General features: G+C 61.0%; 13 protein-coding genes and 1 tRNA gene. 4 read left to right on the top strand and 10 right to left on the bottom strand.

Going from position 1 to position 22,149, the window contains the following annotated elements:
- Positions 1 to 345: 345 nt before the first annotated feature.
- The 3 genes from PV375_RS09475 to PV375_RS09465 all read right to left on the bottom strand — a co-directional run bounded on the left by PV375_RS09475 (position 346) and on the right by PV375_RS09465 (position 4,634).
- Complete coding sequence (locus PV375_RS09475) at positions 346 to 879, bottom strand: SixA phosphatase family protein (RefSeq protein WP_332107083.1); 534 nt, start codon at positions 877 to 879, stop codon at positions 346 to 348.
- A 369-nt stretch (positions 880 to 1,248) separates the two neighbouring features.
- On the bottom strand, positions 1,249 to 3,489 hold the full coding sequence (locus PV375_RS09470; RefSeq protein WP_332107082.1) for a DEAD/DEAH box helicase: 2,241 nt from the start codon (positions 3,487 to 3,489) through the stop codon (positions 1,249 to 1,251).
- A 347-nt stretch (positions 3,490 to 3,836) separates the two neighbouring features.
- Positions 3,837 to 4,634 (bottom strand): SDR family NAD(P)-dependent oxidoreductase, encoded by a 798-nt coding sequence (locus tag PV375_RS09465; protein WP_332107081.1) that lies wholly within the window; start codon positions 4,632 to 4,634, stop codon positions 3,837 to 3,839.
- Between the two features lie 185 nt (positions 4,635 to 4,819).
- Between PV375_RS09465 and PV375_RS09460 the strand changes: the two genes are divergently transcribed.
- Positions 4,820 to 4,893 (top strand) — tRNA-Pro (locus PV375_RS09460).
- A 107-nt stretch (positions 4,894 to 5,000) separates the two neighbouring features.
- Here the strand turns inward: PV375_RS09460 and PV375_RS09455 are convergent.
- From PV375_RS09455 to PV375_RS09440, 4 genes are all read right to left on the bottom strand, one after another.
- Positions 5,001 to 5,480: a DUF3817 domain-containing protein gene (locus PV375_RS09455; protein WP_332107080.1), complete on the bottom strand. Its 480-nt coding sequence runs from the start codon at positions 5,478 to 5,480 to the stop codon at positions 5,001 to 5,003.
- A gap of 15 nt (positions 5,481 to 5,495) precedes the next feature.
- Positions 5,496 to 7,139, bottom strand: coding sequence for a DHA2 family efflux MFS transporter permease subunit (locus tag PV375_RS09450; protein ID WP_332107079.1), 1,644 nt, complete (start codon positions 7,137 to 7,139; stop codon positions 5,496 to 5,498).
- Positions 7,136 to 7,585, bottom strand: coding sequence for a DUF2871 domain-containing protein (locus PV375_RS09445; protein WP_332107078.1), 450 nt, complete (start codon positions 7,583 to 7,585; stop codon positions 7,136 to 7,138). Before PV375_RS09445 ends, PV375_RS09450 begins: the two co-directional genes overlap by 4 nt.
- Positions 7,586 to 7,951: 366 nt before the next feature.
- Positions 7,952 to 8,557, bottom strand: a complete 606-nt coding sequence (locus PV375_RS09440; RefSeq protein ID WP_332107077.1) for a DUF2510 domain-containing protein — start codon at positions 8,555 to 8,557, stop codon at positions 7,952 to 7,954.
- A 471-nt stretch (positions 8,558 to 9,028) separates the two neighbouring features.
- Here PV375_RS09440 and PV375_RS09435 point away from each other — a divergent pair, with 471 nt between their 5' ends.
- Both PV375_RS09435 and PV375_RS09430 read left to right on the top strand, forming a co-directional pair.
- Positions 9,029 to 13,240, top strand: coding sequence for a YPDG domain-containing protein (locus tag PV375_RS09435; protein WP_332107076.1), 4,212 nt, complete (start codon positions 9,029 to 9,031; stop codon positions 13,238 to 13,240).
- A 430-nt stretch (positions 13,241 to 13,670) separates the two neighbouring features.
- Positions 13,671 to 17,132 carry a Cna B-type domain-containing protein gene (locus PV375_RS09430; protein ID WP_332107075.1) on the top strand — a complete coding sequence of 1,154 codons (3,462 nt, stop codon included), beginning with the start codon at positions 13,671 to 13,673 and terminating at the stop codon, positions 17,130 to 17,132.
- 671 nt (positions 17,133 to 17,803) lie between these two features.
- On the opposite strand, the gene PV375_RS09425 is transcribed toward PV375_RS09430, so the two are convergent.
- A complete protein-coding gene (locus PV375_RS09425; protein WP_332107074.1) occupies positions 17,804 to 18,463 on the bottom strand; it encodes a hypothetical protein in 660 nt (219 codons plus the stop codon).
- A gap of 71 nt (positions 18,464 to 18,534) precedes the next feature.
- Here PV375_RS09425 and PV375_RS09420 point away from each other — a divergent pair, with 71 nt between their 5' ends.
- A complete protein-coding gene (locus PV375_RS09420; RefSeq protein WP_201520866.1) occupies positions 18,535 to 19,230 on the top strand; it encodes an MOSC domain-containing protein in 696 nt (231 codons plus the stop codon).
- A 61-nt stretch (positions 19,231 to 19,291) separates the two neighbouring features.
- On the opposite strand, the gene PV375_RS09415 is transcribed toward PV375_RS09420, so the two are convergent.
- Positions 19,292 to 20,821, bottom strand: a complete 1,530-nt coding sequence (locus PV375_RS09415) for a deoxyguanosinetriphosphate triphosphohydrolase family protein (RefSeq protein WP_332107073.1) — start codon at positions 20,819 to 20,821, stop codon at positions 19,292 to 19,294.
- An 87-nt stretch (positions 20,822 to 20,908) separates the two neighbouring features.
- A complete protein-coding gene (locus tag PV375_RS09410) occupies positions 20,909 to 22,060 on the bottom strand; it encodes a pyridoxal phosphate-dependent aminotransferase (RefSeq protein WP_332107072.1) in 1,152 nt (383 codons plus the stop codon).
- Positions 22,061 to 22,149: the final 89 nt, after the last annotated feature.

Below are 22,149 nucleotides of genomic sequence, written 5' to 3'. Positions count from 1 at the left end.
TGCTTACTGGGCTGCTTGCTTGCTTGCTTGCTGGGCTGGCTACTGTGTGCCTGCCTGCGGATTTTTGTTTCCTGGTCTCGGATTTTTGTTTCCTGGCGTCGGATTTTTGTTTCCTGAAATCAGAATTTTGGCTGCAAAACAGGGGATCTATGGCTGGATTGAGCCGAAACAGCCGGTTTTGCAGCCAGGAAACAAATTTCTGCATCCGGATGCAGTCAGGAAACAATTTTCAGTTTTGGGATGCAGTCAGGAAACAAAATTCCGCAGTGGGATGCAGTCAGGAAACAAAAATCTGAGGGGCGGTGCGGCTACGCGGTGGGCGTGTGCGAGCGGCGCGCGGAGAGGCTAGCCGCGGGGGATGACGAAGTCGACTAGCTCGGCACCACCAACTTCGAGGTCGGCCCAGCTGCCCGCGAACCGCAGCACTGAGATCGCGCTGGTGGGGTATTTCTCGGTGATCTGTGCGATGCCGCGGTGGTTGCTGCCTTCGGCAAGTCCCTGCACGAGTAGCGCCACCCCGGGGTAGTGACCCACCACCAGCGCGCATCCGACACTGTCGTCCAGTTGCTGCACGAGTTGCAGAATTTCGCCGGGATGCGATTCGTAGATTTCGTCGTGATGCGTCACCTCGGATGCGCGCGCCCCGCCGCGTTCGGCGCCCTCCCATGTTTGACGGGTGCGGAGTGCGCTCGAGCACAGCACGCGATCGATGGGTTGGCCGAGCTCGGAGAGCACTTTGCCAGCGGCCGGGGCATCGCGCAGCCCGCGGTCGTTCAACGGTCGGGCGTGGTCGGTCGCGCCGGTGTGCCAGGCCGATTTCGCGTGTCGCATCACTATGAGCGTGTGCTGGTTATTGCTGCGCGCATCCCGATTGTCCATACTTCGAGGCTAGGTCGTGGCTGCTGACAAAGTGCGGGGTGGGCGCTGGGTTGCCTGTCAGGTTGTTGCTCGGTTACTGGCTCGGTTGCCGTATGGGCTGCGGATTTTTGTTTCCTGGTCTCGGATTTTTGTTTCCTGAAATCAGAATTTTGGCTGCAAAACAGGGGATTTGGGGCCTGATTGAGGCGAATCAGCCGGTTTTGCAGTCAGGAAACAAATTTCTGCATCCGGATGCAGTCAGGAAACAATTTTCAGTTTTGGGATGCAGTCAGGAAACAAAAATCTGCGGGGTGGGAGGGAGAGAAAAGAGGTGGTGGCGGGATGCGAGCATCGCGCCACCACCTCTAAGTCAGCGCACTGGCGCCGCGGCTAGCGCCAGTTGTCGCGGCCGCGGCGTTTGCCGTTCCAGCCGCCGCTGCCGCGCCGGTCGTTACGGCCTCGGCCGCCCCGGTCGTCGCGAAAACCGCCCTTGTCATCGCGGCGGCCACGGTCACCACCGGAGTCGCGGCGCTGTCGGTCGCCTCGGCCATCAGCACCGCCACGGTGGTCGCCGCGACTCTTGTCATCGCGGTAGGCCCCGCGGTGCCCACGCTCGCCACGGTTACCGCTGAAACCCCGGTCGCCTCGGCCGCCCTTGTCATCACGGAAGCCACCACGGCCGCCGCGGCGATCGTCACGGAAATCGCCTCGGTCACCGCCGAAACCGCGGCCACCACGGCGGTCATCGCGGAAACCACCACGGTCACCACCAAAACCACGGTCACCACCAAAACCACGGTCACCACCAAAACCACGGTCACCACCAAAACCACGGTCACCACCAAAACCACGGTCCCCACGACCGCGACCAGAGCCCCGGTCACCATCCCGGCGCGGCCCGTCATCGAGCTTCAGCTCGAGCGGCCGGTGCGCCACCTCGGTGTCCTGCAGCCGCGCAATCACCTCGGGGCCAAGATCTTCCGGCAGCTCAACCAGCGAGAAATACTGCATGATGCGAATGTGACCGATGTCGTCGCGGCTGATGCCGCCCTCGTTGGCGATCGCGCCCACGATCCATCCCGGCTGCACTCGGTCGCGTCGGCCCACCTCGATGCGGTACTGCACGAGTCCCTCGCGCTTGGGGGCACGGTCGCGCTCGCGGCGGGGTTTGTTGAAGTTGTCGAGGTCGTCTTTTTCGGGGTCGAGCAGCAGGGGAGTGTCACCCTGCGCGACGACCGCCAGCGCCGCCGCCACATCCTCGTTTGGCACGTCATGGTGACGCACATAGTGGTCGATGATGTCGCGGAATGCTTCGATCCGCTCGGTTTGTTCGAGCGCCGCGGTAATTGCGTCGTCGAAGCGGCTGAGCCGCGATTCGTTGATATCGGCGGCGGTGGGCAGCTGCAGCTGTTCCATCGGCTGCCGCGTGTTGCGTTCAATGATGTTCAGCAGGCGCCGTTCGCGCGGGGTGACAAAACTGATTGCGGTGCCCTTGCGACCCGCGCGACCGGTGCGTCCGATGCGGTGCACATACGATTCGGGATCGGTGGGGATGTCGAAGTTGACGACGTGACTGAGGCGATCAACGTCGAGGCCGCGCGCTGCCACATCGGTTGCCACTAGCACATCCACTTTGCCTCCCTTGAGGTCGTCGATGATGCGTTCGCGGGCGGCCTGGGCGAGGTCACCGTTGATGGCGGCGGCGGCCAGCCCGCGGGCACGCAGCCGTTCGGCGAGCTGTTCGGTTTCGCTCTTGGTGCGCACGAACACGATCATCCCGTCGAATTCTTCGACTTCGAGGATGCGCGTGAGGGCATCCACTTTTCGCTGGTGGGCGATGATGAGGTAGCGCTGGGTGACGTTCGACGAGGTTTGGGTTTGCGACTTGACGGTGATTTCGGCGGCATCGGTGAGGTATTGCTCGGCGATGCGGCGAATCTGTTTCGGCATAGTTGCCGAGAACAGCGCCACCTGTTTTGAGTCGGGGGTGTCGGCGAGGATCGTTTCGACATCTTCGGCGAACCCCATTTTGAGCATTTCGTCGGCTTCGTCGAGCACGAGATATTTGAGCTCGGTGAGGTCGAGAGTGCCGCGGCGCAGGTGGTCGATGACTCGGCCGGGCGTGCCCACCACGATGTCAACTCCGCGGCGCAGTGCCGACAATTGCACACCGTATGACTGGCCGCCATAAACGGGCAGTAGGCGCAGTTCGGGCATTTCGGCGGCAAAACTTTCGAAGGCTTCGGCCACCTGGATTGCGAGTTCGCGGGTGGGTGAGAGCACGAGTGCCTGCGGTACCGACGCGCCGGGCTGGATGCGGCTGAGGATCGGCAGCGCGAACGCCGCGGTCTTGCCGGTGCCGGTTTGGGCTAGCCCCACTACATCGCGCCCTTCCAGCAGGGTCGGGATTGTGGCGGCCTGGATGGGGCTGGGGTGTTCGAAGCCGATGCTGGAGATTGCGTTGAGAACGGGTTCGCTGAGGCCGAGTTCGCGGAACGTGACTTCGTGTTCGCGGCTTGCTGATTCGGCGCTCGCAGCCTCGGTGCTCTCGGCCCGGGCGCTCATCGACTCGCGGCTCGCGGCCTCGTGGCCCGCTGCTTCGTTGTTCGTGGATTCGGTTGGTTGCGTCATCGCGGAGGCGACCTTTCTGCGCTGTGTCCGTGGGCACAGCTATTGCGGCAACGGTTGTTGCGCTGGTGATCATCGGGATGCGAAGGGGACGATCACCGGCACGGTCAAGCACATTCGTCGCGGACGCATCCGGCCCTTGTGGGGCCCGGTATTGAGTTTTGGCGGCAAAAATTCGCCGCGCGGCCGGTGCCACACTGGGCGCTTGGCCGTGCTCGGTTCCGGTTCTGATTACCGGGCGCGAGCTGAGCTAGTGCCACCGGTCCGGTGGCAGCGGATCTGATGCGAGGGGCGCGGGCGATTTTGATGGTTCGCCGGGCCGCATCAACCTTGCAAGCCTAGCGCAGAGGTTATGAGAGCGAAAGTGTGGCGCGGTCTTCTTGGATGGAATTTCCACCGTCGACGACGATGACCTGTCCGGTGATATACGAGGCGGCGGGGGAGGCGAGGAAGGAGATTGCGGCGCCGACTTCGGCGGGTGTTCCCGAGCGGCGCATTGGCACCTGGTTGCCGAGCTCAATTTCTTCGGCGGTGGCCGAGCCGGTGTGAATCCAGCCGGGTGCAACGGCGTTGGCGGTGAGTCCGTCGGCGGCGTGGTCGGCGGCGAGTGCGCGAGTGAAGCCGACGAGCCCTGATTTTGCGGCGTGGTAGCCCACGTCACCTCGGAAGGCGAGCACGGGCCCCGATACTGACGCGACGTTGACGATGCGTGGGTGGGGTGAGCGCAGCAGGTGGGGGAGAGCGGCGCGGGTGACAAGGAACGCGGTGGTGAGATTGCGGGTGAGTGAGTGTTCCCAGCCGGTGCGGTCGAGGTCGATTGCGGTGGCGGCTTCGCGGTCGCTGAGCGGGTCGTGTTGCGAGGTCATGCCGGCGTTGTTGACGAGGGCGTCGATGCGCCCGAATTCTCTGACGGTTTGCGAGATGAGGTCGGTGGCGGCGGTTTCGCTGGTGAGGTCGCCGATGAAACTTGCGGATGCATCGGGATGAATTTGGGCGAGCTCGGCGGCCCGCTCGCGGATGCGGTCGGTGGTCGCGGCGACCATGACGCGGAAGCCGGAGTCGGCCAGCTGCCGGGCTGCGGCGAACCCGATGCCGTCGGCGGCTCCGGCTCCGGTGACGATGGCTACGGGTGATTCGTTGCTGCTCATACGGTGAGTTTATGTCTTGGGCGGTGAGAGGGAGCGCGTGGGTAGAAGCGCGCGTCGTGCGGGGGCCCGCTCGCGGGGCCGCCGCTGTGCGGGCGTGTCGAGTTGGCGCGCACAGCCGCAAAATGCGCTAAGCTGTCGGAGTTGCCCGATGTTATTCGGTTAACGGTCGGATGTATTTCGGCCAACGGGATGTGGCGCAGCTTGGTAGCGCACTTGACTGGGGGTCAAGGGGTCGCAGGTTCAAATCCTGTCATCCCGACAGAAACGCCCCGGTGGGTTTTACTCACCGGGGCCTCGTTGTTTTTTTGCGGAGTTGCGTGGCGTGGTGCTAGCGCAGCGTCACGGCTCGAACTAAACGTTGGGGCGCTAGCTGCGCGGCACCGGCGGGCCGAGCCACAGCAGCGTCACAAATAGCGCGGCGACCAACGCGACCAGCAGCAGCACCGCGAGCCACACATTGCGCAGCACCCATGCCTGCACGTGCTCTACGAAGCCGCTCGGCGCATCCCCGCCCGGTGCCAAACGCCAGCCGCCTTCGAGCAGCCCTCTGCGGTCGACGAAGATTTCGAACGGCACGGTGGCAAACGGTACGATCGCCAGCAGTACCCCGATGATGCCGAGGCGAGCAGGCCATTTTTGGTTCACCCACACGAACACGGTTGAGGTGGCGTAGCTGAGGAATATGAATCCGTGGATGCCGCCGGCAATTGGCACGATGTTTGTGACGTCGAGTGCGCGCAGAATGAGTGCGGTGATCAGTCCCGCCCAGGTGAACACTTCGGCAATTGCGAAACTGCGAAACAGGATGCGTGGGCTGATTGGTTTGGTTTTTGCGGCTGTGGTCATAGTTTGAGTGTCTTTCTAGTTATTGGGTGACGAAGCGGTGCGCGATGCCCGGCGCAGTTTTATGGCGCCGATGAATCCGAGGGCGAGAAATATGGTGGCGATGAGAATTGCCGAGCGGGTTGCATCCGCAAAACCGTTGGTGAGTGCCTGCACGGCGGCGTCGGTGTGATCGCCGAGGCTGCTGTGGGCGCCCTGTGCGCGCAATTGCAGCAGTGTCGTGCCGGCCGATTGACGTGTTGCGTCGGCGAGTGAGTCAGCGGCGGGCCCGGTGAATCCGGCGTCGCTGAGTGCTGATGGCAGCGTGAACGCCAGCGAAATCGACAGCGCGGCGCCCGCGAAGGCAGTGCCGAGTGCCGATCCCACTTGGCGGACGGTGCTCTGCGTGGCCGAACCCTGGCCCGAAACCGCCACCGGAATGTCTTGGAGCACGGTGCCCGTGAGTTGTGCGGATGCGAGTCCGAGCCCGAGGCCATACACCACGAGCGGCAGGGCGATAAGCCAGCCGGGGGTGGCGGGGCCAACCAGCAGCGCCAGTGTGAGCGCGCCGACAACTTCGAGCCCGAGTCCGATGAGCACGGCGCCGGGTGGTCCGAACCGGGTTGCGAGATGGCGGGCGGATGCGCCGGCAAGAAATGCTCCGAATGCCATCGCGGCGAGCACGAGGCCGGCTGTCATGACGTTCAGGCCGAGCGCATTAATCAGGTACAGCGGCAGGACGAATACGATCGCGAATTCGCCGACGGCGACCATTGCGGCCGTGAGGTTGCCCCACGAGAACGTCGAATAGGTGAATAGCCCCAGATCAAGCAGTGCTTCACGCTGCACTTTTTCACGGTGCCGTTCCCACACCACAAACAGGATGAGCGCAATTGCGGCGACGGCGAACGCTACGGGAACGATCGAGATGGATGCATCCGCCGGCCACACCCAGCCGAACAGGTTGAGTTCGGTTTTTGGTTGCCACCAGCCGAGCTCCGGGCCCTCGATGATTGCGAATACGAGGGCGCCGAACCCGATGGCGCTGAGCAGCGCGCCGTCGACGTCGACGCCGGGGCGTGTTTTGTGGCCGCGGGTTTCGGGCACGGTGAACAGGGCGGTGAAAAACACGAGAGCACCAATGGGAAGGTTCACGAGGAAGATCCAGTGCCAGGTGGTCCACTGGGTGAGCGCTCCGCCTGCCAGCGGGCCCACCGCGGCCGCGCCCGAAATGACCGCGCCCCACACTCCGAATGCGGCGGCCCGGTATTTGCCGCGGAATACGGCGTTCACAGTCGACAGTGTTGCTGGCATGATGCCGGCTGCGCCGACGGCTTGGATGGCGCGGGCCGCGATGAGTGTGCCGGCGGTGGTGGAGGCAGCGGCCAATGCGCTGCCGGCGACGAATACCACCAGGCCAGCAAGGAAGACGCGTTTGCGGCCGAGGCGGTCGGCGAGGTTGCCGGTTGAGAGCAGCAGTGCCGCCAGCAGCACGGCGTAGAGGCTGTTCACCCACTGGGCGTCGGTGAGGGTGAGATGCAGGTCGCCGATGATGGCGGGGAGAGCGACCCCGACGATGGTGCCGTCGAGCACAATGAGGCCGAGCCCCACCGCGAGGACGGTGAGGCCGAGCCAGTCCCTGCTCGTTGGGGCAGGGGCTTGTGCGGTGTGGGTGTTGGTCATGATTGTGTCGATTCGGTGGTTGTGAGCGCGGGGGTTTGGGCGTTGATTGCGCGGCCGAGCGCGATGAAAAAGATGATGAGGGCTGCCGAGATGGCGATGTGGCCGAGCCCGGCGATGCCGGCAATCATGGCGTTGGATTGCTGGCCCAAAACGGTGAGGCTGCCGTGCCAGATGAGCATTGCCGAGGTGATCACAACGCCGACGTTGTAGAGCCAGAAAAACCAGCCAAAAAGCTTCGGGCTGCGGGAGACGGTGAAGACTTTTTCGACCACCAGCACCACGAGCAGTACGAGGAATCCGAGCGTCAGCAGGTGGGTGTGGGCGAGGCCGAGCTGCGTGAACTGGCCTTCGGGGAAGTTATTGATTTTGGTGAACTCACGGTAGAACACACCCGCTGCGAGCCCGGCAATCAGATAGATGAATGCGGCGTTGAAAATTTTTTTCACGGTGGGTCCTTTCAAACGGGTTCGTGCCGAGACAAAGCTCGGGCGCTGTGGCCGGATGCGGCCGGCTGCACCGGGTGATCGTGTTGTTAACTTCATCACTTGGCTCGCTGCGGGGCATCGCGAACTGAGTTGAACTCGATCTCAACCGTTTGGTTGATGTGCGCGCTGGCAGCGGGCCGGTGGATGATCCGGCGTGAATTGCGGGGAAGATTTTGGCCCCAGGATGCGCTGAGCATAATCCTGGGGCCAAAATCTTCCGAAAAACTCATCACGGCACGGCAGACAGGGTCGGTTCACCCTGGGCATGAGTGCCTTGAGTGCCTTGAGTGCCTTGAGTGCACTGAGTGAGGGTGTCTGCGTATGCGGTTAGTTGTCGCCGAGCAGCTTGTTTTTTGCCCGCTGGAACTCTTCGGGTGAAATGGTGCGCGTGTAGAGCAGGGCTTGCAGGTTTTGTAGTGCCCTGGCGGTTTCGGGGTTGGAGATCGCTTGAATTTGTGCGGCGGTGATCGTCGCTGCTGCCGTTTGATCCGTCGTGGCGTTGCTGTTGCTGGCGCTGTTGAAGGCGGGAGCTGTCTCGAAATAAGAGTGCGCCGGCGGGGTGCCGTAAGCATCACTGGCGAGCCGTTCGCGGCGGATGCGTTCGAGCACAGCCTTGGTGGTGGGGCCTTGGCCCCGCAGCAGGTAGACGCCCCAGACCACGAGCGCGGCTGAGAGCACCAGAGCAGCAACGAAGCTGGCGGCCGGGTCGGTTGTCTCGGGTGAGGGGTTCGTTAGCTGGCTGGGAGACGAAAAGAAGCAGAGCGCGCCGATGATGCACGCGGTGATGCCGCCGCCGCGGTGGTGTGCGGCTGCCGCGAATCGTTTACGTGGTGGCCGCAGGTCGCCGGTCCACTGGCGCCCGTCCCAGAATTTTGTGCCGCCGGTTTGCTCGTCGGGATACCAGCCCAGCCCGGTGGGAGAAGAAGTGTTCACGGCGACCTCCGATACGGCAAAAAGTGGAGTGAGTGATTCATCCAATTCTACTGGGATATGGGCCTCAGGTTGGGGCTCGGTGGCCGGGTGGTCGATCGTGGGGCAGCGGCGATTTATCGGTGCGGTGGAGTTGCCGCGGACAGTCATTCGTGTGCGAGGGCCCTGCTGTCGTTCAGGGAGATGGCCACCAGGTTAGTAGCCGGGCCATACCAGGCCAGCTGCTTCTTCGTGGGAACTTTGTAGCCATTTCATAAATATGTGGTGGGAAAACCGGAAAAATTGGCGGCTGGCATAGCTTTGCGGCTCATGCATCTAACGCCTACTATTAGTCCTGAGAGTATTCTCTGAGTCTGGCCATGATCAGCCAGAAGTTTGGTTCGTCTCTGCTTCTCGGGTTCGGTCGTGCTGTTTGCGGATTCACTGGCACGCTCTCGCCCCTCCTTGAGAAAGCAACGAGAGGACCTCTATCTCATGGCTAAAAAAGAATCGCCTGGGCTGCTGCAGTGCCGGCCGGTGCGCGTGGGATCGGCCGCGCTGGCGCTAGCGCTGGCTACGACGCTGACGCCAAGCTTCCTGCCGAGTGGTGTGGACCAGGCTGCCGCTGCTCAGATGGCCCAGACCGCTGTCGATCAGCTGGCTAAGGCTCCGGCAAACGCCACTGATCAGAACACGATCATCGACGCTGACATGATCGCCAGCGGCCGTGTCACCAAGGCTGCCAACCTTACCGACGCACACGGTGTCGGCAAGGGTCTCATCTCGGGTCACGTGTATCTGGCGACCCCGAACGGCAACCCGGGCGCTTCGTATGACAACGGCAACGTCAAGATGGACGGTGTCACGGTCTACGCACAGTTCCGTGACAAGGACGGCTCCTACTCGCCGATCTTCAGCGCGAAGACGCACACCCTCCCGGATGTCGTTGGCGGTAACGGCGGTAAGGGTACCTTCGCGTTCGGTACAGGCAAAAAGGGCATTACCTGGACCGACAAGCTCGGTCGCGAGCACACCTGGGCGGCACGCACCGACCAGAAGCACCGCATCTGGGTTGAGCCGTACACTAACAAGCACGGCAACCGTGTTGAGATGTTCCGCCAGGCCAACGGCTGGACTCCGGGCTCCTTCAACGGTGTCGTTGATGGTCCGATGGGCTCCTTCGTTGCAGCTGACGGCAACATGCAGCTGATGGCTGCATTCATGCGCGAGGTTCCGCCGAACCACGAAACCAGCTGGATGGCTGCCAAGGGCGACAAGCTCGTTGAGGATCCAAAGGGTCCTATCAATAATGCATCTGTCCAGCTTCGTGAATCAAATGTCCTTTCTGGCCAGGTATGGCTCGAAACCGGTGGCAGCCCTGACTGGGGCTTCCCCGCAACTGGTCCGAAGCGCGACTCCGTCACTCAGGACCCGGCTGCCGATGGCTACACCGTATACGCCTCGACCCTCACCAAGGACGGTGCTGCGGCGAACGCGAAGCTGCACGAGCAGTTCAAGAACGATCCCGACAAGTTGTCCGAAGAGACCAAGAAGATGCTCGAGGCTCACCCCGAGTACATCCTCAAGACGGTCTACGGCAAGACTGACCCGTCCGGTAACTATTCGCTGCGTTTCGGTGACTACACGGACAAGAACCAGACCCGTGAGGACTTCCTCAACCCGAACCACGTGTTCGTTTGGGTTGAGAACAAGGATGGTGTCGTCCAGAACGGCTACACCGGCTTCCACACCCCGATCTTCCAGCGCTTCGACGCTGGTGGTAACTTCAAGCCAGCGGACGCCGTTCCGGCTGAAAACCAGGCCGTCACCTCGAGGGTGGAAGACCTGAACACCCCGCGCTACGGCAAGCCGGTGAACTCGATCTACAACGTCCGTCACGCACTGATGCCGTATGCTCCGGTGTCGATCAAGGCTGACTACAACGCGACCGACAAGCCGGCAGCTCCGGGCACCAAGGTGACCCCGGAGTTCAGCGGCGAACTGTCGAGCCTGCCCTCGAAGATCGAATGGCGTGACAAGAACCGCAAGGTCGTCAAGACCTGCGATCTCGATCAGTCGAAGAACGCCAAGGATCAGGTCGCGGCCTGCACCTTCGACATCCCCGAGGATGCCCAGAAGGGTGACGTCTACAACGTTGTTGTCGTATCGGGTAATAACGATGTCGCAGCATGGTCTGTCCTGGTAACTAAGGAAGCTGACGAGCTCGAGCCAGCGTATGAAGACGGCCAGGGCGCTCCTGGCACTAAGGCCCCGGTTAAGGCTCCGACCTTCAAGGACGAGAATGGCAAGGGCAAGGTCGTTGACACGCCTAAGGGCACCAAGTTCTCGACCGACAAGGACGGCGTCGAGGTCGCTGAAGACGGTTCATTGATCGTCCCGATTCCAGCGGATGTCAAGGTCGGCGATGTGATCACGGTTCCTGTGACTGTGACCTACCCTGACGGCACGATCGACAAGGTTGAAGCCAAAGTCAACGTTGTGAAGGATGACGATGGTGACGGTGTTGCACCTGACCCCGACGGTGACAACGACGGTGTAGCAGACGACCCGAGTGCACCTGAGGCTGACTCGCAGCACGTGACCTTCGGTGTCAAGATCGACGGCAACATCGTCAAGTCGGATGGCGACAACGCCACCGCTAACGAACTCCCTGAGTCGGTGCGCGATGTTGTTGTGACGCTCACCGCGGAAGACGGAACCGAGTACAAGTCGAACGACAACGGTGAAACCTGGCGCGGAGCCAAGGACTACCCGGTTGTTCAGAACTTTGGCCTGAAGGACATCCCGAAGGGCAAGTACACGGTTTCGGTCGCCGGCCTCGACGACATCAACAAGGATGAACTGAAGCTCAAGAAGGATAGCCAGCTCCGCGACGGCGCTGAGATTCAGATCACGGGCAACACGCCTAACCTCTTCGTTGAGCTCGAAACCGTCGACAGCAAGAACTACGAGCCTGCGTACGAGGGCAAGCTGGTTGTTCCTGGTGAGGAGACCAAGTCGTCGCCGACCTTCACCGATAAGGACGGTAAGGACGCGAAGGCTCCTGAGGGGTCGAAGTTCAAGATCACTGATGGCTTCACTGCTCCTGAGGGCTACGTCGTCACGATCGACGAGAACACCGGTGAGATCACCGTTACGTTCCCTGACAAGTCGAAGCTGAACAAGGACACCGTTGAGGAGTTCGATGTTCCGGTCACGGTGACCTACCCTGACGGTAGCGAAGACAAGACGGACGCGAACTTCAAGCTGGACACCGATAACGACGGTGACCCTGATGTGACGGATCCGGATGATGACGGTGACGACATCCCGGACGGCGAAGACAGCAACCCGAAGGTTCCGAACCAGAACGATCACTTCGAGCCTGGTTACGAGGATGGCTCGGGTAAGCCGGGTGAGGACGTCAAGATTGAGAAGCCTGAGTTCAAGGACAAGGACGGTAACCCGACCACTGCTCCTGAGGGCACCAAGTTCACTCCTGGTGAGAACACTCCTGATGGTGTGACTATCGACGAGAACACTGGTGAGATCACGGTGACCATCCCTGAGGATGCGAAGCCTGGTGACAAGATCACTGTTCCTGTTGTGGTGACTTACCCGGATGGTTCGAAGGACAACGTTGACGTCACGGTTACGGTTGAGCAGCCTGACGCTCCTGACACCAAGCAGAACGATGAGTTCGAGCCTGGTTATGAGGATGGCTCGGGTAAGCCGGGTGAGGACGTCAAGGTTGAGAAGCCTGAGTTCAAGGACAAGGACGGTAACCCGACCACTGCTCCTGAGGGCACCAAGTTCACTCCTGGTGAGAACACTCCTGATGGTGTGACTATCGACGAGAACACTGGTGAGATCACGGTGACCATCCCTGAGGATGCGAAGCCTGGTGACAAGATCACTGTTCCTGTTGTGGTGACTTACCCGGATGGTTCGAAGGACAACGTTGACGTCACTGTCACCGTTGAGCAGCCTGACGCTCCGGAGACCGAGAAGCCTGACTGGAAGGACGACAAAGGTAAGCCTGGCGACAAGGTTGAGATCCCGAACACCGGTGGCGATGTGCCGGAAGGCTCCACCGTTGAGACGGAGGGCCCAGGTACGGCTGAAATCGATGAGAACGGCAACCTGATTGTCGACATCGATGAAGACGCCAAGCCTGGTGACAAGATCGTTGTCATCGTCAAGGACAAGGACGACAACGAGATCGACCGTGTAGTCGTTGAGGTCGAACAGCCGACCCCTGGCGACAAGGGCAAGGACTCGGACAAGTACCAGCCTGAATACCCCGACAGCACGGGTAAGCCTGGTGAGAAGACCGAGATCCCGCTGACACCTGGCGACCTGCCTGAGGGCACCAAGTGCGAGCTCGACACGAGCACTGTGCCGGCTGGTTGGAACGTCACCATTGGCGAGAACTGCAAGCTGATTGTGGTTCCCGGCAAGGACGCGAAGCCTGGTCAGACCGCTGACATCAAGGTGAACTTCACCTACCCCGATGGCAGCACTGACACTGCTACCGCACACTTCGTGGTGGCAGAGGCTGACGGTGGCAAGAAGGTCATCCAGGAAGGTGGACTCGCTCAGACGGGTGCACAGGTTGCTGGTGTGGCCGGTATTGCGGCCGCGATGATCGCAGCGGGCCTCGGCCTCGCGTTCACGCGCCGTCGCCGCGCAGGTGACGAGAGCTAATCGCCTGACCGGTAACGTATCGGTATAGCTTGTGGGGTGGGATCGCAATGCGGTCCCACCCCACAAGTGTTTCCGGGGGAGTGCGGGCAAATACTCGGCGCCCGACCGGATCCACACCGCGGGTTATCGGTGTCAATGTGATTGCCGCTGGCGGTAGTTGTGTTGCATTCATGCGGCGTGACAGGTCGGAGCGGTGTGCGCATAGTGCTCGGTACTGAAGCCCAGTCGAACAAACCCCTAAATCTAGCCACAGCGACCTAGCGATAACTCTGCAGTGTAATTACTATTAGTCCTGCGTTTGGTGAGATCACGTTGCTGGAGAGTTTTCTACGGTAACGGACGGCTTCTTCAGCGCGATTCTTAGCAGACAACAGAAAGGGTGTGGCTGATGGCACGGTCAATCCACAGGAACCGTTCAACATGTCGAACCTTGTTCACAATTCTCCCCGCGTTTATCGCGGTCATCATGGTTTTCGCATCGCAAGCGGTTTATGCCTTTGGCAGCGTCGATAATAGCGGTGGCACCAAAGCGTACGAGCTAGAAGGTGTGTGGAAGGGCCAACCCGATGTGGTCACCTCGGGCCTCGATGTACTTTCTATGGTGTGGCACCTGGATATCAACGATTCGGCGCCAGCGCCAGGCAATGAACCGACCACTGACAACCTCCTGGCTGTCACAGTGGAGAACGCGCACTTTGGCGAGATCCCCGCTGAATGTCTCAGTGGAGACAAGGGAGCTTCAGAGATTTCAGAAGATCAGCGCACCTTGACATGTGACATCGGTGAGCGCGATGAGGGTACCGCCCAGATGGTGTTGTCGGGCATTAAAGTTGACGGCCCAGCAGGGTCAACGGTCTCTGCGAAGGCGACCTTCCGAGGTCTTGAAGCTAAGCTGCCAGAGATCCCGATCATCGCGCCGTTCATCATGGACGCCAAGTTCGATGCTGGTGCACCGAGCTCGTTGACTGGTCAGCCAGACACGTACCAGTTCATGTCTTTCCCGTTCTCGTTGGCACATGCAACGGGTTCCGCGGCGGGCCCGGAAAGCGTCAGCTATGACATCACGATCAATGGTGTTCGCGGGGAAAGGATCACTACGCAGGATCTAGCGTGCGCACCAATTGATCGTGTGCATTCCGGCTACCCGTACTCCGCGTCAGGTAAGCCTCAAGCGCAGACCGCGAAGTTCCCTACATGTGAGTTCACTCTGGTTGATGCTGAGACGAACACTTTCCGTTTGACCTTGTCTGATCTGGATTATGTTTCGAAGCGTCCAGAGCTTGACTCGAATGGTGTCCGTTTGCCTCAGGTTCAGCCGAAGCATCCGCGCGAGGTGATCGCTGCTGGAGAGCTTCGCATCAAGGTTCCGTATATGGTTGCCGGGCCAAATTCGAACGCCAAGACCAACGTGACGCTGAAGGCATCGGCGCCGACGTACACCGCCGTCGATGGGTCGACGAGTGATGACGACCCGTCGAACAACCAGAACCGCGCCCCGATGATCCGCGGCAACTGGACGGGTGCATGGGTTGTTGGGTCCCAGTACCCGAAGGCATACCCGGGTATCGGATGGTCTGACACGTCGCGTGCTCCCGTGGGCGCTACTGTGATGTCGGTGTCCGGAATCGCTCCTCCGCGCGTTGAGGGCTTCTCTGACAACTGGATTTGCAACACCCTAGATACTGAGCGCGTCGATTTCGTCGACGCCCGTGTGGTTGCTGACCCTTACGCGAAGCCGAACGTCTACTACGGCGAGAACGTGGAGGGCCTTGACATCCTCTATTACACGGGTGAGGTCAAGGACCCCAACCTCTTCGAATGCGGTACCACGGAAACCCCGTTTGATGAAGGGAAGGACGAAAAGGACGGCTGGAGCTACACCAAGCCTGCCGACCTCTCGACGGTGAAGGCTGTCAAGCTGCGTGTGCCTCGCGCTAAGGGCCACTTGTCGAAGCTCCCGCAGTCGTACTTCTACCTGGTGATCGAACAGAAGATTCACGATGACGTAGAGATCGGTGCGGACGTGTGGACGTGGACTTCCGTCCTTAACGAGACGCACACTGAGTGGAAGATGGATATCAACGCGAAGATTGCTTATGACCGCGTGACCAATGAACGTGAGATTACTCCTGGGTTCGCATCCCCTGGCGTGGTTACTGATGGAGTCCGCTACCCATACGCTGGCCCAGGACGTGACCTCTTGCGGGTGGTTCCCTCGCTACCTGTTGTAGCCAAGGACGTCGCCCAGCCAGAGTATGGTCCGGGTGCGGAAGCTGAATACACGATTCGTTATGGCCTCGAATCTGAGATCGCGAACATGCCTAACGACCAGGTGGTTATTGAAGACACCTTGCCGGCAGGTATGGAGTATGTTCCGGGTACCGCGGACGTTGAACCTGATGTGAAGACCAACTCTAATGGCCAGCAAGTCCTGACGTGGACGAAGGATGGCGTTGAACCTAATATCCGCGTCTTTGAGGACGGCAATGCTTATGTCATCAACTACAAGGCGACGCTCCCTAAGGATGCGAAGCCTGGCGCTGTATACATCAACGAGGTCGCGGCATCGAGCCAGGGCCACACCCGTAAGGCGAAAGCTAAGGTGACGGTTCCGCGCGCGGGCTACACGTCGTTGAAGAAGGATGTGAAAACATCTGTTGTTGAAACAACCCGAAACGGGGTTGCAGCAAACGAGTGGACGCTGAAGCTCACCTCGAATGACCCCACGCGTTCGAACCTCACTGATGTGATCGATGTGCTCCCATCGAACGGTGATTCGCAGGGTTCGAAGTTTGACGGCACGCTCAAAGTGACCGGAGTTAAAGGCGCCGAAGGCGCTAAGATCTACAGCACCACTGTGGATCCAGCTGAGATCGATGAAGACCCGAATGCCAAGGTTAACGGTGGCACAGGTACTCCGTCCGCTATCTGGGAAGAGGGCGTGAAGGAGGACGCGACAGCGCTCCGTGTTATCACCGAAGCTCCGCTGGCGTATGGGGATACGCAGACCATCACGGTGAAGACTGAGTTGCATCAAGCGCAGCTAGGCGATGTTGTTGTCAACAAGGCCGTGGGCCGAGCTGAGAACACCAAGCTGCGGATGCGTACTTCTGCACAGTTCACGGTGCGCACACCAGTCGAGGTTCGTGTTGAGAAGGTGTGGAAGGACGAGAACGGCGAAGCCCTTACGGAGACTCCGGAATCGGTGCAGGTGCAGCTAATGCGCCAGCAAGGTGACGAAATCACTCCGGTGGGCGAAAAGGTTGAGCTTTCTGGCGCCAACGACTGGAAGCACACGTTTGAATCGCTACCAGCCGTGATCGATGACGAGCCGGTCAGCTATACGGTGAAGGAAGACTCGGTCGAAGACTACACCTCGCAGGTCAAGGTGGTAGACGCCGGTAGCGTCTTCGAGGTGACGGTCACGAATACACGTGAACCTGAGCCGACACCGGAGCCGACACCGGAGCCGACACCGGATCCGACACCGGAGCCGACGCCGGATCCGACTCCTGAGCCGACGCCGGATCCGACTCCTGAGCCGACGCCGGAGCCGACGCCGGAGCCGACGCCGGAGCCGACACCGGAGCCGACGCCGGAGCCGACACCGGATCCGACACCTGAGCCGACACCGGATCCGACACCTGAGCCGACACCGGATCCGACACCGGATCCGACACCGGATCCGACTCCTGAGCCGACGCCAGGGCCGACGCCGGAGCCGACGCCAGGGCCGACGCCGGAGCCGACGCCAGGGCCGACGCCGGAGAAACCGAAGGCTCCTGAGGAGGGATTGGCCCGAACTGGTGTGGAGGTTGCAGGCTTCCTCGCGATTGCAGTCACGTTGCTTGGCGGTGGGTTGTTCTTGTTGAGGCGACCACGCAAGCAGTGAAGCCGCTGGGTGAGAACCCGCAGGGCTAAAATGAACTGCCGGCGTTAGCCTCCGCGACTAGGAATGGCTAAGGGCTGGGCATGGACTTTGAAGTCCATGCCCAGCCCTTGTCATTGTTAGCCGATTGGTTCTGGCCCTGGCTCGACGGTGTAGGCGAGCATGATGAGGGCTTCGCGGATAGGGGTTCGCGAGAAACTCCACACCTACACCATCGTCGGGGCCATCACCGACAAAAGCGAGTACGCGACCTCAACGCACTCTTCGCAACCGCATCAATCACCGTCGCACGCGAGTTCCTCGAAGGCGCAATCCGCGACGCCACCACCCTCAACACCCTTTCGGCGACGAAAACCTCCGCTCCCATGGGCTCATTCAGGCTACCGCAGCAGCTACCTCGACCTCTGCACCGACTACCGCAGTCAACACAGCGCCGAACGAACCCCCGTCAACGACGACGTCGTATTCAAAATCGAACTCACATCAATCAACGCTGACGAAAACCTGTGCAGCGAAGCCGCCCACACCTACGCCGAAACTGCCTTCCGAGACCGCAAGCTGCGCACAACCGGCACCGATATCACCAAAACCCTGCCACCAACGTCACGATTCGCCACCCGCGACAACCACGCCAAAAAGAAACACCAACAGCGCCAACGGCGGGCCACAGCTCGCTACTGTGCCGACGCCATTAACCCCACCAGCAGATCCGCAACATCCTGCGGTGAAATCGCATCAAAGTTTTCTTTGCTCAGCGAATTAATTTCAATCGTGAACAGCGCCTGCGCATCCTCATCGAAATACATCGCACTGTAATAGCCCTGCGGATTCGTCGGATACCAGCGCGTCAACACCAGCACCTCAAGATTTCCCGACGTCACCGTCTCAACAGTGTTGTCTTGCTCAGGGATGCTCGTCGTGTTTTTAAAATCGTCATACGCCGCCTGAGCATCAGCCGCACTCGACGCCTGGATCAGCTGCAGCTCACCGGCATACAAATCCCGGCGCCAAAAATCACAAATATAGCGATAGCCATCATCATCGCTCGCAAAACTACCCCAACCTACATCCGTGAACCGCGGTCGCTTATCAAGGATGCGCGGCATCTGATCGGCCAACAAGCAATCACCCTCGCTCAACACCGGATACTGCTGCCCATACCCATCCGACGACTCCCAGCCATCCGCAGTCTGCTGCAACCACGACTCGGGAATCTGCGACACACTGTTCAAATCAGGCGCCGGGTCACCACCCGACTCCTCCGACGCACAGGCCGCCAGCGGCAACGCCAGCAACAAAGACCCAACAAGAGCAGCACGTCGTTGAAATCGCATGCGCACATGCTAACGGGGGAGCGTAACCACCAACTCAGACCGCAGCCAGCGAGCCGTGACAAACTCGCAGCATGACCCAAACGCACACGCTCATCGGCACAGTTCGCCGAGTGCGCACCGGCAAAGTCACCACCCAGCAGTGGAGCGGCCGCACCATCAACACCGGCGCCGCTAAAACACCCCGCGACGGGCGCATCCCCGTCAGCGTCCAAGGGCTCGACGGCGACGAACAGGGCAACCTCAAAGTACACGGCGGCCCAAACAAAGCCATCTGCTGCTACCCCTACGAATTCCTCGACCAGTGGCGAGCCGACGGCATCGAACTACCCGAGGGCGCCCTCTTCGAAAACCTCACCCTCGAAGGGCTCACCGACAGGCACGTACACCTCGGCGACATCTACCAGCTCGACGATCTGCGCGTACAGGTCACGCAGCCACGCCGTCCCTGCGCCACCGTATCCGCGCGCTGGAGCATGAAAGAACTGCCGCGGCTCATGCAAACAACCAACCGCACCGGCTTTTACTTTCGCGTGCTCGAACCCGGCACCGTCGCCCAGGGAGACACCCTGCGGCTCATCCAACGGCTCGACAACTCGGTATCGGTGGCCGAAACCAACCGCATCATGAACGTCGACCGTGACGATATCGCCGGCATCCACCGGCTGCTCGCATCACCCGAACTCCCCGAACGCTGGCGGGGGATGCTCGAACGCCGACTCGAAGGCAAATACGAAGACGACTCGGCACGACTATTCGGCACCAGCTAACAAGAACCAGCTAACAGAACCAGGGGCTACAAACGCCAGCGGATGCACGCGCCAGCTGCACTTACAAACTCCGGCCGATCTCCCACAGCCGGTCGGGACGACCATCAATTGCCTCCGACAGCGCAAACGCCTGATCGTCCGAAAGCGACGACACATAGTCGAGCACCCCACGCCCCACACCAAGCCGGTGCGCCGTCGCCACCGAATCAGGCACCGGCACCCCCTCGGGGCAATCCTCCATCAACTCCAGCTGCTGTCGCGTCGCCAACGCCACCAGTTCACGCAGCCGCGGCGGCACCCGCTCACGGTCATGGCGGTCATCAAGCCACGAAGTTAACCCGTTCACAATCCGCAGCAACACCCGGCTCAGCCCACGCTGATACATCGCAATATCGGGGCGGTTCAAAATAAAGTGCCGGTGCACAAATTTGAGCACATTCACCGCATGCCAGCCCGACACATCCAGTGTCACAAGCCCCGTGCGCGGATTGTTCTCGGGAGCCAACACCACCGAATTTTGCAGCTGTCCAATCCAGCGGCTCGTGAACGACGACAGCGCCCGCTCGGTGGTGAGCGAACCATCAAAATCCTCCGCCAAAAGCCCATCCACCAGATCATCCGCAACCAGGCGCACCGCGTCGGTGAACGCACCATCATTAGCAATCCACGGATCATCGGCATGCAGCTTCCGGCGCAACAACTCCAGCGCCGCCCCCGGCCGCTGCCGCTGGCCGCCAAGCTGCTCGCCACTCAAATGCCGCAGCGTCCACGCATCCTCAAGCCAGGTGCCAAGTTCGCGCGCCACCGCACTCTGGCTCAATAGCCCGGCCCGATAGAAATCATCAACATCGTGCACCGAATACGCGATGTCATCAGCAATATCCATCACCGTCGCCTCGAGCGACTGCTGCAACGGCAACAGCCCCGCCGAACCGGCACGCGCATCCGTAAGATCGGCCGCATCCACAAAATAGGCCGAGTACTTTCGCACCACCAGCTCGCCATCAACACGGCGCAGCCCCGGCGGTAGCACCGCTTCGGGGTCGTCTACCGTGACCGCCGGGGTCCACGGATATTTTGCGGTTGCCGAGCGAGAAGCGGCCGTCAGATTCAGGCCGTGATCGGTGTCGTGCCACACATCCAGGGCAGTGATGATGCGATAGGTCTGAGCGTTGCCCTCAAACCCATCCGGCAGCCCGAGCGTCTCGCGAGCGACCCGGTCGAGCACCTGCTCACCCAAATGTCCAAACGGGGGATGGCCAAGATCGTGCGCGGCAGCCGCCGCCTGCGCCACCACAGGATCACAACAAAACTTGGGATTCGTCGAAGCCAGCGGCGCGAGATCGGCAACCAGCTGGGTTGCGATCGTGCGGGCCACCGCAGTGACCTTCAACGAATGCGTCAGGCGATTGTGCACTAGCGGGCCAGCGCCCGTCTGGCCAATCACCTGCGTCACCGCCGACAGTCGCGCGTAATACGGCGAAAACCGGATGCGCTCCAGATCGCGTCGAAACTCGGTGTCGCTATCAGCAATTTCGTGACCGCCAACAGCATCGGCGAAACGGCGAGAGGTGCGGGAATGCGGCTTCATGAACAACCTCGGCGATATCGGAAAGCGGCTGCTGCCACACTACCGCGCAACCGGCAACAATCCGCGGCACCAGCGAACCGTCACCCTCTACAGCCGCCGCAGCCGCGCGGCAGCCTCCCGCAGCACCTCGGGGCGTTTACAAAACGCGAACCGCACGAGCGACTCGGCACCCGACGCATCCCGATAAAACGCCGACAGTGGCACCGCCGCCACCCCAATACGTTCGGGTAGCTCGCGGCACAATTGCGCCGCATCGGTCACACCCAGCGGTGCCGCATCAGCCACCGCAAAATAGCCGCCGTTCACGGGTGCCACCGCAAAACCCGCATCCACAAGCGCCGGCACCAGCAGATCGCGGCCGGCACGCAGCTGCTCACGAATCGCCGCAAATTCGGCGTCCGGCAGCGCCAAGCCCGCCGCAATACCCTCCTGGAACGGCCCGGCATTCACATAGGTGAGCCACTGTTTCACCGCCATCACCGCCGACACCAGTTCGGCGACACCGGTCACCCAGCCAATCTTCCAGCCCGTGGTCGCAAACGTTTTACCACCCGACGAAATCGTGAGGGTGCGATCGCGCATCCCCGGTAGCGAAGCAATCGGAATATGCCGATGCTCATCAAACGCCAGATGTTCATACACCTCGTCGGTAATCACGATCAGGTCGTGTGCGACAGCCAATTCGGCAATCTGTTCGAGCTCGGCCCACGAAAACACATGGCCGGTGGGGTTATGCGGGGTATTCAACAAAATCGCACGCGTATTGGGCGTGATTGCCGCCGCCAACCGGTCAATATTGAGCGCAAACTCAGGCCAGTCGAGCCGCACCGGCACGAGCGTCGCCTGCGCCAGCACCGCATCCGCATCATAAGCGTCATAAAACGGCTCGAACGCAATCAGCTCATCACCCGGTTCACACAGCGCCAAAATCGCCGCCGCCAGCGCCTCGGTGGCACCCGCCGTGACCAGCACCTCCGAGTTGACATCCCAATCAAGGCCATACCAGTGGCGCTGATGCGCGGCGATGGCCTCACGCAGCTGCGGCACACCGGGGCCCGGCGGATACTGGTTGCGGCCCGCATCGATCGCCGCGATCGCCGCATCCAACACCGGCTGCGGGCCGGCAGTATCCGGGAACCCCTGACCCAGATTTACGGCATCGTGCTCGTCCGCCAACGCCGACATCTCGGCAAAAATCGTCGTACCAAACCGGCGCATCCGCGACACAAGCTCACTCATGCACCCATGCTACTGACACGACGAACGGCAACCGTGCTGAGCGAGTCACACGGCGTCACCCGCGCCGCAGGCCGTCACGCTGACAGCTC

The sequence above is a fragment of the Gulosibacter sp. GYB002 genome, from assembly GCF_036577665.1.
In the GTDB taxonomy this organism is placed as follows: domain Bacteria; phylum Actinomycetota; class Actinomycetes; order Actinomycetales; family Microbacteriaceae; genus Gulosibacter; species Gulosibacter hominis.
The sequence above is the reverse complement of the archived record's forward strand: the minus strand, read 5'-3'. Positions and strand labels throughout refer to the sequence as shown.